The sequence below is a fragment of the Sphingopyxis sp. PET50 genome (assembly GCF_025244705.1).
Taxonomy (GTDB): domain Bacteria; phylum Pseudomonadota; class Alphaproteobacteria; order Sphingomonadales; family Sphingomonadaceae; genus Sphingopyxis.
In genome coordinates this window covers 3114586-3126807 of the sequence record NZ_CP104207.1, presented here as the reverse complement: position 1 = coordinate 3126807, position 12222 = coordinate 3114586, and the positions used below count along the sequence as shown (strand labels likewise).

The following is a 12222-nucleotide window of genomic DNA, read 5'->3' as shown; positions in this document are numbered from 1 at the left end:
TTGTGCCTTTGCGCCTTTGCGTGAGAAAATCTTTCCTTACCCAAACCCCTCGTTCAAAAACCGCTCCGCCAGCGCCGCGTGCAGCGCCGCGCCGCGCGCCATTACCTTTTCGTCGAGGACCATGCGGTTCGAATGCAGCCCGCAGCAGGCGCGCCAGTCGCTTCCCTCATGGCTCGCGCCGAGCCAGAACATCGCGCCGGGTACTTTCTCGAGCACATAGGCGAAGTCCTCGGCGCCCATCACGGGATTGTCCATCGTCAGCCAGGCGGCCTCGCCGAAGGTCTCCTCGACGACGCGCTGGCCGAAGGCGGCGGCGCGGCTGTCGCAGACGGTGACGGGGAAGCCCTCGACGATTGCGACCTCGGCGGTGCAGCCATGCGCCTCGGCGATCGCGGGGGCGAGGCGTTTGAGTTCCGCCGCGACCATCGCGCGGCGCTGCGGCGACAGGGTACGGATCGTACCGAGCAGTTCGGCGCTTTCGGGGATGATGTTGTTCGTCGTCCCCGCCGCGATCTTCGCGATGGTGACGACGGCGGGGTCGAACACCGAGACGCGGCGCGTCACCATCGTCTGGAGCGCGGTGACGATGGCACAAGCAACCGGGATCGGGTCGATAGCATCGTGCGGCATGGACGCGTGTCCTCCGGCGCCCTTGACGGTGATGGCGAGGACGTCGGACGAGGCGAGCAGCGGTCCGGGCTTGCCCGCGAACACGCCGTGCGGCGCATTGGGCATGATGTGGAGCGCGAAGGCTGCGTCGGGCAGCGGGTCGATCAGCCCGTCGTCGAGCATGAAGCGCGCGCCATGATGCCCCTCCTCGCCCGGCTGGAACATGAACATCACGGTGCCGGGCAGCCGGTCGCGCGCCGCGCACAGCAGCTTCGCCGCGCCGACGAGCATCGCGACATGCGTGTCGTGCCCGCAGGCGTGCATCGCACCGCTGGTTTCGGAGGTGAAGTCGAGCCCCGTATCCTCGACCAGCGGCAGCGCATCCATGTCGCCGCGCAGCAGCACGGTGCGCCCGTTGGCGGGCCCGCGCAGGATCGCGACGAGTCCGGTGGTCGAGGCCCCCTCGCGAAATTCGAGCGGCAGGCCCGCGAGCGCGTCCTTGATCTTGGCGAGCGTCCTCGGGTTCTGAAGACCCAGTTCGGGATCGCGGTGAATCGCGCGCCGCAGGTCGACGAGGCCGGGAAGAATGGTGTCGGCCTCGGCGGGCCAGCTATGCGAGAGATTGTCCATGCGGTGAGTGTGGCGCCAAGCCCGCGCGCTGTCGAGGCGTCTTGGCGCGGCGTTCGGCGTCGCGCCGCACGTCGGTCAGCACGCGGTCGACATTCTGCCCGATTGCCCGACGCGCGATCGGCGCCCAGTAAAGCCCGGGATCGATGCGCAGCACATGGTCGGCGCGTGTGGTCAGCCGGGTGCCGCCGCCGGGCAGCGGCGCGAGGTCGAAGCGTGTCTCGCCGGTGTCGAAATAGCCGACGAGGTGCGGGGTGTGGAGTTTGCGATAGGGGCTCATCTCCTCCATCGCGGGCGGCTGGCGTACGACGCGAAAGGCCAGGGTACGGCCGGGTTGCCAGATGGTGATGCGTTCGTCGGCGGTGCCAGTCGAGAAGCGGCCGATCCGCCGCGCACCTTCGCCGGTGCCGACGATGCGGCTCGCGACGGGGTAGGCGAGCCCCGCGAGGCCAACGAGCCCCGGGGCTTCGGTGACCGGGCGGTCGGCGGTCAGACTGGCCCATACCGCCTCGGGCGGCGCGGCGATGGCGACGTCGGCATGCGTGACGATGGGAATTTCGGGCGGCATCGCGGCATCGACGAAGAAGATCAGCGGCAGCGCCGCGACGCCGTAGAAGGGCTGGCGCGGATCGGCCAGCCGCCTTGCCGCCGCGCGTCCGATGAAACCGCCGATCCCCGCGAGTACGACCGCCAGCGGCGCGATCAGCAGGACGCACATCAGCCCTTCAAGCGCGAGCATCAGCAGCGCGATCGTGCCGAGCAGCCCCGCCATCGCCACCGCGCCGAAGGTTTCGGCGGCGCTGCGATCGGCGCCGCGATTGACGAGGAAGCCGGTGATCAGGCCGACGAGGAAAGGCGTCGCGACGAACAGGCCCCAGCCATAGGCGCCCATCGTCAGCGCTGACACCGCGACGGCGGCGACGATCAGCGCGGTTCCGGCGGAAATGCCGATCGCGAGCTGGTGGGGCGGCGCCGGCTTGCCGACGCGCCGGGGCTCGCTGTCCGCGCGGCGTTGCCACAGCAGGGCCAGCGCGAGTGCCGCCGCGACCTGGACGGTCGGCACCATCGTCGCCAGCGCCAGCCCGCCGCCGCGACCGAGGCGATCGGCGCGACGCAGCGACAGCCGGGCGAGCGCCGCCGATATCACGAGGCAGAAGGCGAAGCCGCCGACCGCGACGAGCGGCGAAATGCCGGGCAGCATCGCGAGCTGGCGGATCGGGAACAGCCAGAAACGGTCGTCGAGTGCGAGCGGCATGCCGAGTGCGCGAAAGGCGAGGAAGACGATGGCATGCTGCGACAGGATCAGCGCCGCCGCGGCGAGCGCATAGAGGATCGACGCGCGAACCTCGGTCCGCAGGCGGTGCAACAGGGGACTCACCGCACCACTCCGGCCAGCGGCGCGGGCAGCGGGGTGACCTGTGCGACAACGCTCAATCCGCTGCGCGTGCCGAGGGTCGTGGGCGTCCGGACGTTCCATGCCAGCCCCAGCCGCTCGCACAGGCGGATAAAGCCATAGCCCCAATCGCTCTGCCCCGGATGCAGGCCGATGCGCGCCGACCCCGGATAGGCGTGGTGATTGTTGTGCCACGCCTCGCCCATCGTCGGGATCGCCGCCCAGGGGACGTCGAACGCCTGCACGCCATGCGCATCGACCGTCCAGTGCTGCGGTCCGCGATTGTGGGCGAGATGGCCGACGAGCCAGTGGCCGTGATTGGCGACCGCGACGCGCGCGGCGACGCCCCACACGACCCAGCCCCAGCCGCCGATCGCGAAGAAGAGCAGGGCGACGGGCCATTGCTGCCAGCGCCACGTCGCCTCCAGCCAGCGGTGAAAGGGATCGCGGTTGAGTTCGGAAAAATCGAAGCGCGGCGGGCGGTCGAGGTCGAGCCTGGCAATAGATCTGCCACCACGCATCGCGCAGCATTCCGGTGCCGTGGCGCAGGAAGGGATGGCAGTCGGCCTGCCGCTGCGCCCAGTCGCGTGTGTCGTGCGCGCGAACGATGCCATAGGGCCCCGCCATGCCGACGTAGGCGCCGAACCAGATAAGCGTGCGCGCCAGCCAGCGCGGCGCCTCGAAGCTGCCGTGGATCATCATCCGGTGATAACCGACGCTGTGCCCAAGCAGCAGCGCGGCGCCGGTGGTGACGAGGAAGAGCGCGATCGTCCCCGGCGTGACGAAGAAGGGGCCGGCGACCAGCGCGACGAGCGCCATGCCACCATTCCACGCGATGCTCGGCGCGTCGGCGCGGACGGTGCCGGAAACCGGATCGGGCCCGGGTTCGTCGATCAGGAAATTGACCGCATGGGGATCGTCATCGCGCATCATCCGACTCCTGCAAATAAATAAGAAATTACTTAAATATCTAAATCCTTGTCAAGTCGGCATGCGGTGTCCATTTACGAATATATGGAACGGGTTTTTCAGGCATTGGCCTCGACGCCGCGGCGCAGGATTCTGGCCTATCTGGCGCATGCAGAACTGAGCGCGGGCGACATCGCCGCGCGCTTCGACATGAGCAAGCCGGCGGTGTCGCAGCACCTGTCGGTGCTCGAAAACGCCGGGCTGATCGCCAGCGAGAAGCGCGGCCAGTTCGTTTTCTATCGCCTGATTCCCGACGCGCTGACCAATGTGCTCAACGGCTATGTGCAGGAAGTGTGCCCGGTGTCGCGCCCGCTCAAGGCCGAATCGCTCGCGATCGCGGCCAAGCGGTCTAAGGACCCCGAGGTCTAACGCCCCCCAAACAACTGCCGCCCGGCCAGATCGAGCAAAATCTCCTCGCTCCCCCCGCCGATCGCGTTGACGCGGACCTCGCGGTAGATGCGTTCGACCTTGCTGCCGGTGATATAGCTGGCGCCGCCCAATATCTGCGCCGCCTCGCGCGCGACGGCCTCCAGCATGCGCGTCGCCTGGACCTTGAGCATCGCGAAGTCGGCGGGGCGGTCCCTGCCTTCGCGGACCTGCCATGCGGCGAGGTCGACCCAGGCCTGCGTTGCCTCGATCTGGCGTTCCATGTCGGCGAGCTTGATGCGGATCGACTGGTGGCCGACGAGCGGCTTGCCGAAGGTCTCGCGGTTCTGCGCCCACTCCGCCGCCTCGGCCATCGCGACGCGGGCATAGGCGCAGCAGCCCATCGCCATGCCGAGCCGTTCGCTGTTGAAATTGCGCATGATGCCGATGAAGCCGCCATTCTCCGGCCCGATCAGGTTCGACGCGGGGACGCGGACGTCGCCGAAATGGATCGCGGCGGTGTCGCTGCACCGCCAGCCCATCTTGTCGAGCCGCGTGCGTTCGACGCCGGGGCTGCCCATGTCGATCAGCAGCAGCGAGATGCCGCCCGCGCCCGGCCCGCCGGTGCGGACCGCGCAGGTTAGCCAGTCGGCGCGCATGCCGCTGGTGATGAACATCTTGCCGCCGTTGACGACATAGTCGTCGCCATCGCGGACGGCGGTGGTTTTCAGGTTGGCGACGTCGCTGCCGCCGCCGGCTTCGGTGATGCCGAGCGCGATGATCTTCTCGCCCGCGAGCACGGGCGGCGCGACGCGCCGTTTCATTTCGTCCGAGCCGAGCGCGAGGATCGGGGGCAGGCCGATGCCGTGCGTCATCAGCGAGGCGCTTAAGCCCCCCGCACCGACGGCCGCCAGCTCCTCGGTCAGCACGAGGCCGTGAAAATTGTCGAAACCCTCGCTGTGGCCGCCATATTCCTCGGGATAGCGCAGTCCCAATATCCCCGCTTCCGCCGCTTTCCTGTGCAGTTCGCGCGGCAATTCGCCTTCCGCCTCCCAGCGGTCGATGTTGGGCGCGATCTCGCGTTCGACGAAGCGGCGGACGCTCTGCGCCAGCGCCTCGTGGGTTTCGTCATAATAGGGCGAACGCGCGCGCCAGTTGTCGAAAGCGGTCATGAAGGCGATGCTGCGCGGGGTTGACGTAAACGTCAAGGCAAGTCTGCCCCGCGGGCGCGGCGCAGAAAAAATCTCACACAAAGGCGCGAAGGCGCGAAGAATATAATCTCACACAAAGACACAAAGAGGGCGCGCCCCTGCGCGAACCTGTCGTGTCGCCGCAGGCGATCATAAAGGCGCTTCGCGCGGTTTCCTCGCCATCGGGTGGTGGCGTAAATTGCCCTCTTTGTGTCTTCGTGTGAAATCCCTTTTTCTTCCTCCTTCGCGCCTTTGCGTGAAACATTACCGCGCGCCCTCTCGGCCACCCCCTCCGCCCCGGGCTTGCGCCGCCCGATCAACCTATTAGGGTCGCGCACCATGTCCAAGTCGCACCTGCTCGCCAGCCTCGCCGCACTCGCCCTCCTCTCCACCCCCGCCATGGCGCAGAAATCGCCCGAAGCGGTCGCCGACGCGGCGCTCAACAAGGCGCCCATCTTCGACGGGCATAACGACGTCCCTTGGGAACTGCGCGGTCAGGTCGGCAATGTGATCAACGACTTCGACTTCAACGACACGGCCAAGCCCAAGCCCGACGGAACCGTGATGCACACCGACATCCAGCGGCTGCGCAAGGGGCATGTCGGGGCGCAATTCTGGTCGGTCTATGTGCCGTCGAACACGAACGAGCAGCAGGCGGTGCAGCAGACGATCGAGCAGATCGACGTCGCCAAGCGGCTGATCGCGCGCTACCCGAACGACCTCGGCCTGGCGTTCACCTCGGCCGAACTCGAACAGCAGATGAAGGCGGGCAAGGTCGCGGGCATGCTCGGGGCGGAGGGCGGCCAGTCGATCGGCTCGTCGCTCGCGGTGCTGCGCGAGCTTTACGGCATGGGCGTGCGCTACATGACGCTGACCCATGGCAAGACCACGCCCTGGGCCGACAGCGCGACCGACGCGCCGCAGCATGACGGGCTCACCGATTTCGGCAAGCAGGTCGTGCGCGAAATGAACCGCCTCGGCATGATCGTCGATTTGAGCCATGTCAGCGAAGCGACGATGAAGGACGCGCTCGAAGTGTCGAAGGCGCCGGTGATGTTCAGCCATTCGGGGGTGCGCGCGGTCAACGACCATCCGCGCAACGTGCCCGACAGCGTGCTGCCCGCGGTCAAGGCGAACGGCGGCATCGTGATGGTGGTGCTCTATGCGGCCTTCCTCGATCCCGGGTTGCGCGCGCACGGCCTGTCGCGCACGGCCGAAAAGGCGCGGCTCGACGCGCTGTATGTCGGCGATCCCGACGCCGCCGCGGCGGCGCTGAAGGCGTGGGACGCGGAGAACCCGGCGCCGCAGGTGCCGATCGGCATCGCCGCCGACCATATCGACCATCTGAAAAAGACGATCGGCATCGACCATATCGGCATTGGCGGGGATTACGACGGGATGGACGCGACCCCGGTCGGGCTGGAGGATGTCGCCGGCTATCCGCGCCTGTTCGCCGAACTTGCGCGGCGCGGCTACACCCAGGCCGAACTGGAGAAGATATCGAGCGGCAACATGCTGCGCGTGCTGAAGGCGGTCGAGGCCTATGCCGCCAGCCAGAAGGGCCAGCCGCCGATAGAGACGCCGGTGGTGAAGTAGGGCGCAATCCTCTCATCCGTTCGTGCTGAGCTTGTCGAAGCACCGTTCTTCTTCCTCCAACGGTTGAAAGAAAGAACAGCCCCCTTCGACTGCCTGCCAAGGCAGGCGCTCAGGACGGGCTTCGACAAGCTCAGGGCAAACGGATTCAGGGGATCTTCTTTTTCCCGAACGGCCAGTCCACCGCCCCGCTGGCCCATAAGGCCCACCAGATGATGACCGGCTGCAGCGCGAGGCGCGGGCCGTGATACCACCATCCCAGCGTCTCGCCGCCGATCGCGACATGGGCGAGGGCATGGTGGAAATTCGCGGGCCAGACGCAAAGCGCATAAAGCGCAAGACCCCAGCCCGCCGCCTTGCGCAGCCGCGGGATCGTCAGCCCCGCCGCGCCGGCGAGTTCGGCGATCCCGGTCGCGTCGACGACCGCGGCCGGAAAGGGCACCCACGGCGGGGTGATCGCGAGGAAGGGGGCGGGGGTCGCGAGGTGGCGATAGCCCGCATAGGCATAAGCGAGCGTCAGCAGCCAGCGCAGCACCATGCGGACGCGGCTTTCCGGCTTGCCTAGGTCCATGTTTTTTCGTCTAGTCGCGCCATGAGGACCATCATCTCCGCCCGCCTGTTGCTCGCGCCGCTCGCCGCGGCGCTGCTGCTCGGCGCCGCGCCGGGCAAGACGCCCCAGCCCGGTTTTCCCGCGCCCGCCTTCACCATCACCACCTTCGACAAGCGCAAGGTCACGCTCGCCGGGATGAAGGGCAAGGTCGTCGTGATCAACTATTGGGCGACCTGGTGCGCGCCGTGCAAGGCCGAAATGCCGATGATGCACCGCTATTTCAAAGCCAATCAGGCGCGCGGGCTCGAAATGTTCGGGGTGACGACCGAGGACAGCGTGCCCAAATATCAGCTCAAGCAGGTCAGCGACCTCCTGTCCTATCCGCTGTCGAACCGGATGACGGGCAACTACGGGTCGATCGACAATGCGGTGCCCTCGACCTACATCATCGACCGCAAGGGCGTGGTCCGCCACGCCAAGAAGGGCGCCTATACCGCGGCCGATTTCAAGGCGGCGCTCGATCCGTTGCTGGCGGAGGCGCCCTGACCGACCGGCTGGTCAGGAGCGATGAACCGATCCCCGGCGAAAGCCGGGGTCCATGAGGAGAAGGCTGCGTTCGCCATCTGGACCCCGGCTTTCGCCGGGGATCGGTTCATCGCTCGCGTGGCACGAAAAGGGGCAGCCTACCGCCCGATCGCCGCGAGCATCGCCTCGACGCTGGTGAATTTCTCGCGCGGGTTGCCGTCGATTGCGGCGGCGACCTCGGCGGCCTCGATCCGCCGCCAGTCGCGGAAGGTGACCGGCACGATGTTCCGGCTCGCGAGCAGCGCGTCGAGCCCCGCGCGCCCGGCCTTGCCCGCGCCGCGCCCGATATCCTCGAGCAGCATGTCGGCGATGCGCGCGCCGTCGGGCTTGTTGGTGCCGATCGTCCCCGACGGCCCGCGCCGCGCCCAGCCGACGGCATAGAGGCCGGGCAGGATGCGCCCCTCGTCGCTCGCGAAACGCCCGCGGCCATGTTCATAGGGGACGCCGGGGATCGGCGGGGTCTGGTATCCGATGCAGCTGACGACGAGCCCCGCCTCGATCGCATAGGTCTCGCCGGTGCCGCGGCTGCGCAATTCGCCGTCGAGCGTCGTGCGTTCGACGATCACGCGCTGGACCTTGCCGTCTCCCTCGATCGCCACCGGCATCGCGAAAAAGTCGAAATCGATCGTCACCGGCTTGGCGACCGGATTGGCGGCGAAGCTGCGCAAATGGGTGACCGACTTGCGCATTCCGGGTTCGAGCAGCGCATCGTCGCCCTCGGGCGGCAGGTCGGCGGGGTCGACGCGCGGGGACGCACGTTCGAGATGGCCGAGTTCGCCGAGTTCCTTGGGCGTCATCGCGATCTGGTGCGGGCCGCGGCGGCCGAGGATATGGATATGGCGCACCGCGCTCGCTGCCAGCGCTTCGCGGGCATGGGCGACGATGTCGCTGCCCGCGAATTCGGCCGGCGTCTTGGCGAGGATGCGCGCGACGTCCAAAGCGACATTGCCGTTGCCGATCACCGCGACCCCCGCGGCGCCCAGTTGCGGGTCGAGCGCCGCGAAATCGGGATGGCCGTTGTACCAGCCGACGAAGGCGGCGCTGCCGATCACGCCGGGCAGGCCGGCGCCGGGAATGTCGAGCGGCCGGTCGTTCGGCGCCCCGGTTGCGAGCACGACCGCGTCGTACAGCTCCACCAGCTCGTCGATGCCGACGTCGGTGCCGACCGACACATGGCCGACGAAGCGCACATTGTCGGTCAGCGCGACGCCCTCGTAGCGGCGCGACACCGCCTTGATCGACTGATGGTCCGGGGCGACGCCGGTGCGGATCAGGCCATAGGGGACGGGCAGGCGGTCGATGACGTCGACGGCGATATCCTCGTCCTTCTGCAAGGTTTCGGCGGTATAATAGCCCGCGGGACCCGACCCGACGATCGCGACATGACGCATTCAGCCCACTCCTCCGGGGTGTCCGCGCAGGGCGCGGCCCCCTGTCTGTTCTGCGCGCGATGCTAACGGCGATTTGCGTCAGGGCAAGCGGGCTTGTGCGGGCGCGCGCCGGTGTCGGGCGCCGGATGGACGGCTGGTGCGGGCCTGATCGTTTCAAAAATAAAATCCGATAGCTGTTGACCAGTTTTCATTATATCCTATCGTGATTACAATGTTCCGTCTTCCGTCTTCCGTCTTCCGTCTTCCGTCTTCCGTCTTCCGTCTTCCGTCTTCCGTCTTCCGTCTTCCGTCTTCCGTCTTCCGTCTTCCGTCTTCCGTCTTCGGTCTTCGGTCTTCGGTCTTCGGTCTTCGGTCTTCCTTGTCATTATTGGATTCATGGCCGGTTTATTGGCCGGATACTGTAGATGGCATGAACCGTTCGACCCTTTTTCGACACGGCGCGGGGTCACGCTGAACCGGACCGCCGATTTTCCGGCCGGAGGCATGTTGCTCATCGGCGACAGCACCGTGGAGCGGCTGCATCTTCCGACGCTTTGCAACCTTCCCGTCTTTAACGCCGGCCTGTCGAGCGCCCGCAGCGACCAGGTGCGGCCCATGGTGCCCGAACTGCTGAAACGCCTGCGGCCCCGACGCGTCGTGACCTCGCTGGGATCCAACGATCTGCGGCAAGGACGGGCCGGTTGGGAACGCGACGTCGCCGCAATCGCACCGCGCGGTGCGATCATCGTGGGAATCAGCAGCGATGGCCCCGGCGACCGCGCCGCGGCCAATCGTTTCCTCGCGCGACTGGCGGCCGAACGTGGCGGACGCTTCGTCGCGGCGCTGCCCGTGTCGAAGACCAGCGACGGCGTTCACGCCGATGCCGCTCGGCCGCGCCGAGTGGAAACGGCGCGTCGCCGCTGCTTGCGCCGACAATCCGCGCTAATGGTCGCAATGAAGACCCTGCAAAGTCGCAATGAGGTCGCAACGAAGCCCTTGACCCACGCGTTTCTGCCGTTTATTGGCCCCCGCTCCTGCCCCGTCGTCTAATGGTAAGACTACGGATTCTGATTCCGTCTATTGAGGTTCGAATCCTCACGGGGCATCCATAAACATCCAGAGAAATCAGAACCTTGGAGCTTCTTCCGGTGTCTGGATGGGCGCTTTTTCCGCGCTTTCCGGAATCCGTCTATCGGCCGTCTTGCGTCAGCCCACGACGGACTTCCCGATAATTCGGCCGCACAAATGAAATGATCCATGATCCGCGCGTTCCCTTCGCGCATCAGGCTTTGGGCCGGCGCTGATCGGGCATCAGACGATCATGGGAGTTCGAGAGATGCCCGGCTGGCCGCTCAGGAGCCGGGATCGACGCGTGCCCCTCCCGCTTCCTGCCCGTCGGCCGCTTGTGCATTCATAAGATCTCGTTGCCGGTCACGCCTTATGCCGATGCCTTTCCGGGCACGGTCCCGGGAACGCCGCTTGCGACCGGCATGCCCAAGAATTCCGGCTCGCCGGTTGCGATCGTTCCCGCTTCGGTCGGCGCCGCGCTGGCCAGCCTGGAAAGATTGGCCTGGTGCTGCGCGCGGTCGATGCGAAAGAAATGGATCGTGACGAGCGAGATGATGCCGAGCAGCAGGGCGATGGGCACGTAGATGACACCCAATTTGTGCATCAGGCTCGCGCTGAAAGCGCCCGGTTTGGCATCGGCAGGGAAGCTCACCCAGGTCAGCATCGCACCGGCCAGCAGCGTGCCGAGGCCGGTCACGCACTTGTTCACCAGCGTATTGGCCGAGAAGAACAGGCCTTCCGACCGATAGCCGGTCCGCGCCGCATTGTCCTCGACCACATCCGCCAGCATCGACGTGATGGCGATCAGGCCCGTCAGCGCCAGAACCGAGGCAAGGAAGATCTGGCCGAGCAGAAACGGCATCAGCCACGGCCAGTCGTTGCCGGGCAGGATGCCCAGCAGGCGCAGTCCGATCGGCAGCACCGCCGCCGTCGCCGCGAGCGCCAACCCGCCCATCGCCACCCTTTTCTTGTCGTAGCGGCGGGTCAGCGCCGGCGTGATCGAGACGCTGACGATCGAAGCGACCAGGATCGGCAGCGCCAGCCCCGAAAGCTGGTCGGTGGAAAGCCCCCAGAAATAGACGTTGAAATAGGTGGTGAGCGTGTTCGACACGCCGGTGCTGAGGCCCGAGAAAAGCGAAGCGATCATGATCGCCAGGAAATTGCGGTTGGAAAAGGCCGCGGCCACCTGGGACAGCGCCCGGCGCAACTTGCCGCCATTTCCGTCTTCCGGCGGGTTCGCCAGATGCGGTATCTGCCGGTGCGTGCCGATCGTCGCGAACAGGAAGGACAGGCTGATCACGACGCCGCACCACAGTCCGAACCGGCCATAGCCTGCGGGATTGTGGACCCCGCCGGCCCGGTCGCTCAGGAAAATCTGGAAGGCGAGCAGGCTTGCGAGAACCAGACCGCTGACCCCGCCAAAATAGAGAACCGAGACAAAGCCGGTTCGTTTGTCGTAATCGGGCGCGATTTCGGGGATCAGCGAGGTGGCGGGCACTTCGTAGAGGCTCGAGAAAAAGCGGACCGCCATGATCGTGACGAGCAGATAGGCGAAGTTTCCGGCGTCTGACAGATCGGCGGGCGGGTTCCACAGCGCCCAAAAGGCAATCCCTGTCGGGACGACGGCGGCATACATGAAGGGATGCCGACGGCCCAGCCGCGATAGGGTCGCGTCGGACCACAGGCCGATCGCGGGATCCCAGAAGGCGTCACCGATCAGCGAGAGCATCAGCACCAGGCCGACCGCCGTTGCCGACATGCCGACGACCTGATTGTAGAAGAGCAGCGCAAGGGCGGTGATCGCCTGCGCCGCGATGCCGCTCGCCACCGCGCCGACGCCGATAGCGGCATAGGGAAGAGCGCCGACCCGCCGGGCGGGCAGCCGGGCCGCGGTCATATTCC

12 protein-coding genes and 1 tRNA gene are annotated in these 12222 nt (G+C 66.8%); 6 read left to right on the top strand and 7 right to left on the bottom strand.

The window, feature by feature from the left end:
* Positions 1–36: 36 nt before the first annotated feature.
* From N0A20_RS16475 to N0A20_RS16465, 3 genes are read right to left on the bottom strand one after another with little or no spacing between them, the layout of a single operon-like run.
* A complete protein-coding gene (locus N0A20_RS16475; RefSeq protein ID WP_260581402.1) occupies positions 37–1239 on the bottom strand; it encodes a M20 family metallopeptidase in 1203 nt (400 codons plus the stop codon).
* Positions 1220–2614 carry a hypothetical protein gene (locus N0A20_RS16470; protein WP_260581400.1) on the bottom strand — a complete coding sequence of 465 codons (1395 nt, stop codon included), beginning with the start codon at positions 2612–2614 and terminating at the stop codon, positions 1220–1222. Before N0A20_RS16470 ends, N0A20_RS16475 begins: the two co-directional genes overlap by 20 nt.
* Complete coding sequence (locus tag N0A20_RS16465; RefSeq protein ID WP_260581398.1) at positions 2611–3150, bottom strand: hypothetical protein; 540 nt, start codon at positions 3148–3150, stop codon at positions 2611–2613. Before N0A20_RS16465 ends, N0A20_RS16470 begins: the two co-directional genes overlap by 4 nt.
* Positions 3151–3184: 34 nt before the next feature.
* Here N0A20_RS16465 and N0A20_RS16460 point away from each other — a divergent pair, with 34 nt between their 5' ends.
* Both N0A20_RS16460 and N0A20_RS16455 read left to right on the top strand, forming a co-directional pair.
* Positions 3185–3583, top strand: coding sequence for a hypothetical protein (locus N0A20_RS16460; protein WP_260581397.1), 399 nt, complete (start codon positions 3185–3187; stop codon positions 3581–3583).
* A 42-nt stretch (positions 3584–3625) separates the two neighbouring features.
* On the top strand, positions 3626–3967 hold the full coding sequence (locus N0A20_RS16455) for a metalloregulator ArsR/SmtB family transcription factor (RefSeq protein WP_260581396.1): 342 nt from the start codon (positions 3626–3628) through the stop codon (positions 3965–3967).
* Here the strand turns inward: N0A20_RS16455 and N0A20_RS16450 are convergent.
* A complete protein-coding gene (locus tag N0A20_RS16450) occupies positions 3964–5136 on the bottom strand; it encodes an acyl-CoA dehydrogenase family protein (protein ID WP_260581395.1) in 1173 nt (390 codons plus the stop codon). The genes N0A20_RS16455 and N0A20_RS16450 overlap by 4 nt on opposite strands.
* 357 nt (positions 5137–5493) lie before the next feature.
* On the opposite strand from N0A20_RS16450, the gene N0A20_RS16445 reads away from it, so the two are divergent.
* Entirely contained in the window at positions 5494–6750 is a 1257-nt protein-coding gene (locus N0A20_RS16445) for a dipeptidase (protein ID WP_260581394.1), read from the top strand.
* Positions 6751–6895: 145 nt separating this feature from the next.
* Here the strand turns inward: N0A20_RS16445 and N0A20_RS16440 are convergent, their stop codons facing one another.
* The gene (locus N0A20_RS16440) at positions 6896–7318 is read right to left on the bottom strand and encodes a DoxX family protein (protein WP_260581393.1); all 423 of its coding nucleotides are present in this window, start codon (positions 7316–7318) and stop codon (positions 6896–6898) included.
* A 21-nt stretch (positions 7319–7339) separates the two neighbouring features.
* Between N0A20_RS16440 and N0A20_RS16435 the strand changes: the two genes are divergently transcribed.
* Positions 7340–7843 carry a TlpA disulfide reductase family protein gene (locus N0A20_RS16435; protein ID WP_260581392.1) on the top strand — a complete coding sequence of 168 codons (504 nt, stop codon included), beginning with the start codon at positions 7340–7342 and terminating at the stop codon, positions 7841–7843.
* 137 nt (positions 7844–7980) lie between these two features.
* Here N0A20_RS16435 and N0A20_RS16430 read toward each other — a convergent pair whose 3' ends face one another.
* On the bottom strand, positions 7981–9273 hold the full coding sequence (locus tag N0A20_RS16430) for an FAD-dependent oxidoreductase (protein WP_260581391.1): 1293 nt from the start codon (positions 9271–9273) through the stop codon (positions 7981–7983).
* A gap of 375 nt (positions 9274–9648) precedes the next feature.
* On the opposite strand from N0A20_RS16430, the gene N0A20_RS16425 reads away from it, so the two are divergent.
* Positions 9649–10302, top strand: coding sequence for an SGNH/GDSL hydrolase family protein (locus tag N0A20_RS16425; protein WP_260581390.1), 654 nt, complete (start codon positions 9649–9651; stop codon positions 10300–10302).
* Positions 10288–10361, top strand: a tRNA-Gln gene (locus N0A20_RS16420). Before N0A20_RS16425 ends, N0A20_RS16420 begins: the two co-directional genes overlap by 15 nt.
* Before the next feature lie 329 nt (positions 10362–10690).
* Here N0A20_RS16420 and N0A20_RS16415 read toward each other — a convergent pair.
* Positions 10691–12217, bottom strand: a complete 1527-nt coding sequence (locus N0A20_RS16415; protein WP_260581389.1) for an MFS transporter — start codon at positions 12215–12217, stop codon at positions 10691–10693.
* Between the last annotated feature and the right edge of the window lie 5 nt (positions 12218–12222).

Bases quoted from the DNA above. Each gene is read 5' to 3' on its own strand.
- N0A20_RS16475 (WP_260581402.1), bottom strand. From the start codon at position 1,239: ATGGACAATCTCTCGCATAGCTGGCCCGCCGAGGCCGACACCATTCTT.
- N0A20_RS16465 (WP_260581398.1), bottom strand. From the start codon at position 3,150: ATGCGTGGTGGCAGATCTATTGCCAGGCTCGACCTCGACCGCCCGCCG.
- N0A20_RS16460 (WP_260581397.1), top strand. From the start codon at position 3,185: ATGGCAGTCGGCCTGCCGCTGCGCCCAGTCGCGTGTGTCGTGCGCGCG.
- N0A20_RS16450 (WP_260581395.1), bottom strand. From the start codon at position 5,136: ATGACCGCTTTCGACAACTGGCGCGCGCGTTCGCCCTATTATGACGAA.
- N0A20_RS16445 (WP_260581394.1), top strand. From the start codon at position 5,494: ATGTCCAAGTCGCACCTGCTCGCCAGCCTCGCCGCACTCGCCCTCCTC.
- N0A20_RS16440 (WP_260581393.1), bottom strand. From the start codon at position 7,318: ATGGACCTAGGCAAGCCGGAAAGCCGCGTCCGCATGGTGCTGCGCTGG.
- N0A20_RS16435 (WP_260581392.1), top strand. From the start codon at position 7,340: ATGAGGACCATCATCTCCGCCCGCCTGTTGCTCGCGCCGCTCGCCGCG.
- N0A20_RS16430 (WP_260581391.1), bottom strand. From the start codon at position 9,273: ATGCGTCATGTCGCGATCGTCGGGTCGGGTCCCGCGGGCTATTATACC.
- N0A20_RS16425 (WP_260581390.1), top strand. From the start codon at position 9,649: ATGGCCGGTTTATTGGCCGGATACTGTAGATGGCATGAACCGTTCGAC.
- N0A20_RS16415 (WP_260581389.1), bottom strand. From the start codon at position 12,217: ATGACCGCGGCCCGGCTGCCCGCCCGGCGGGTCGGCGCTCTTCCCTAT.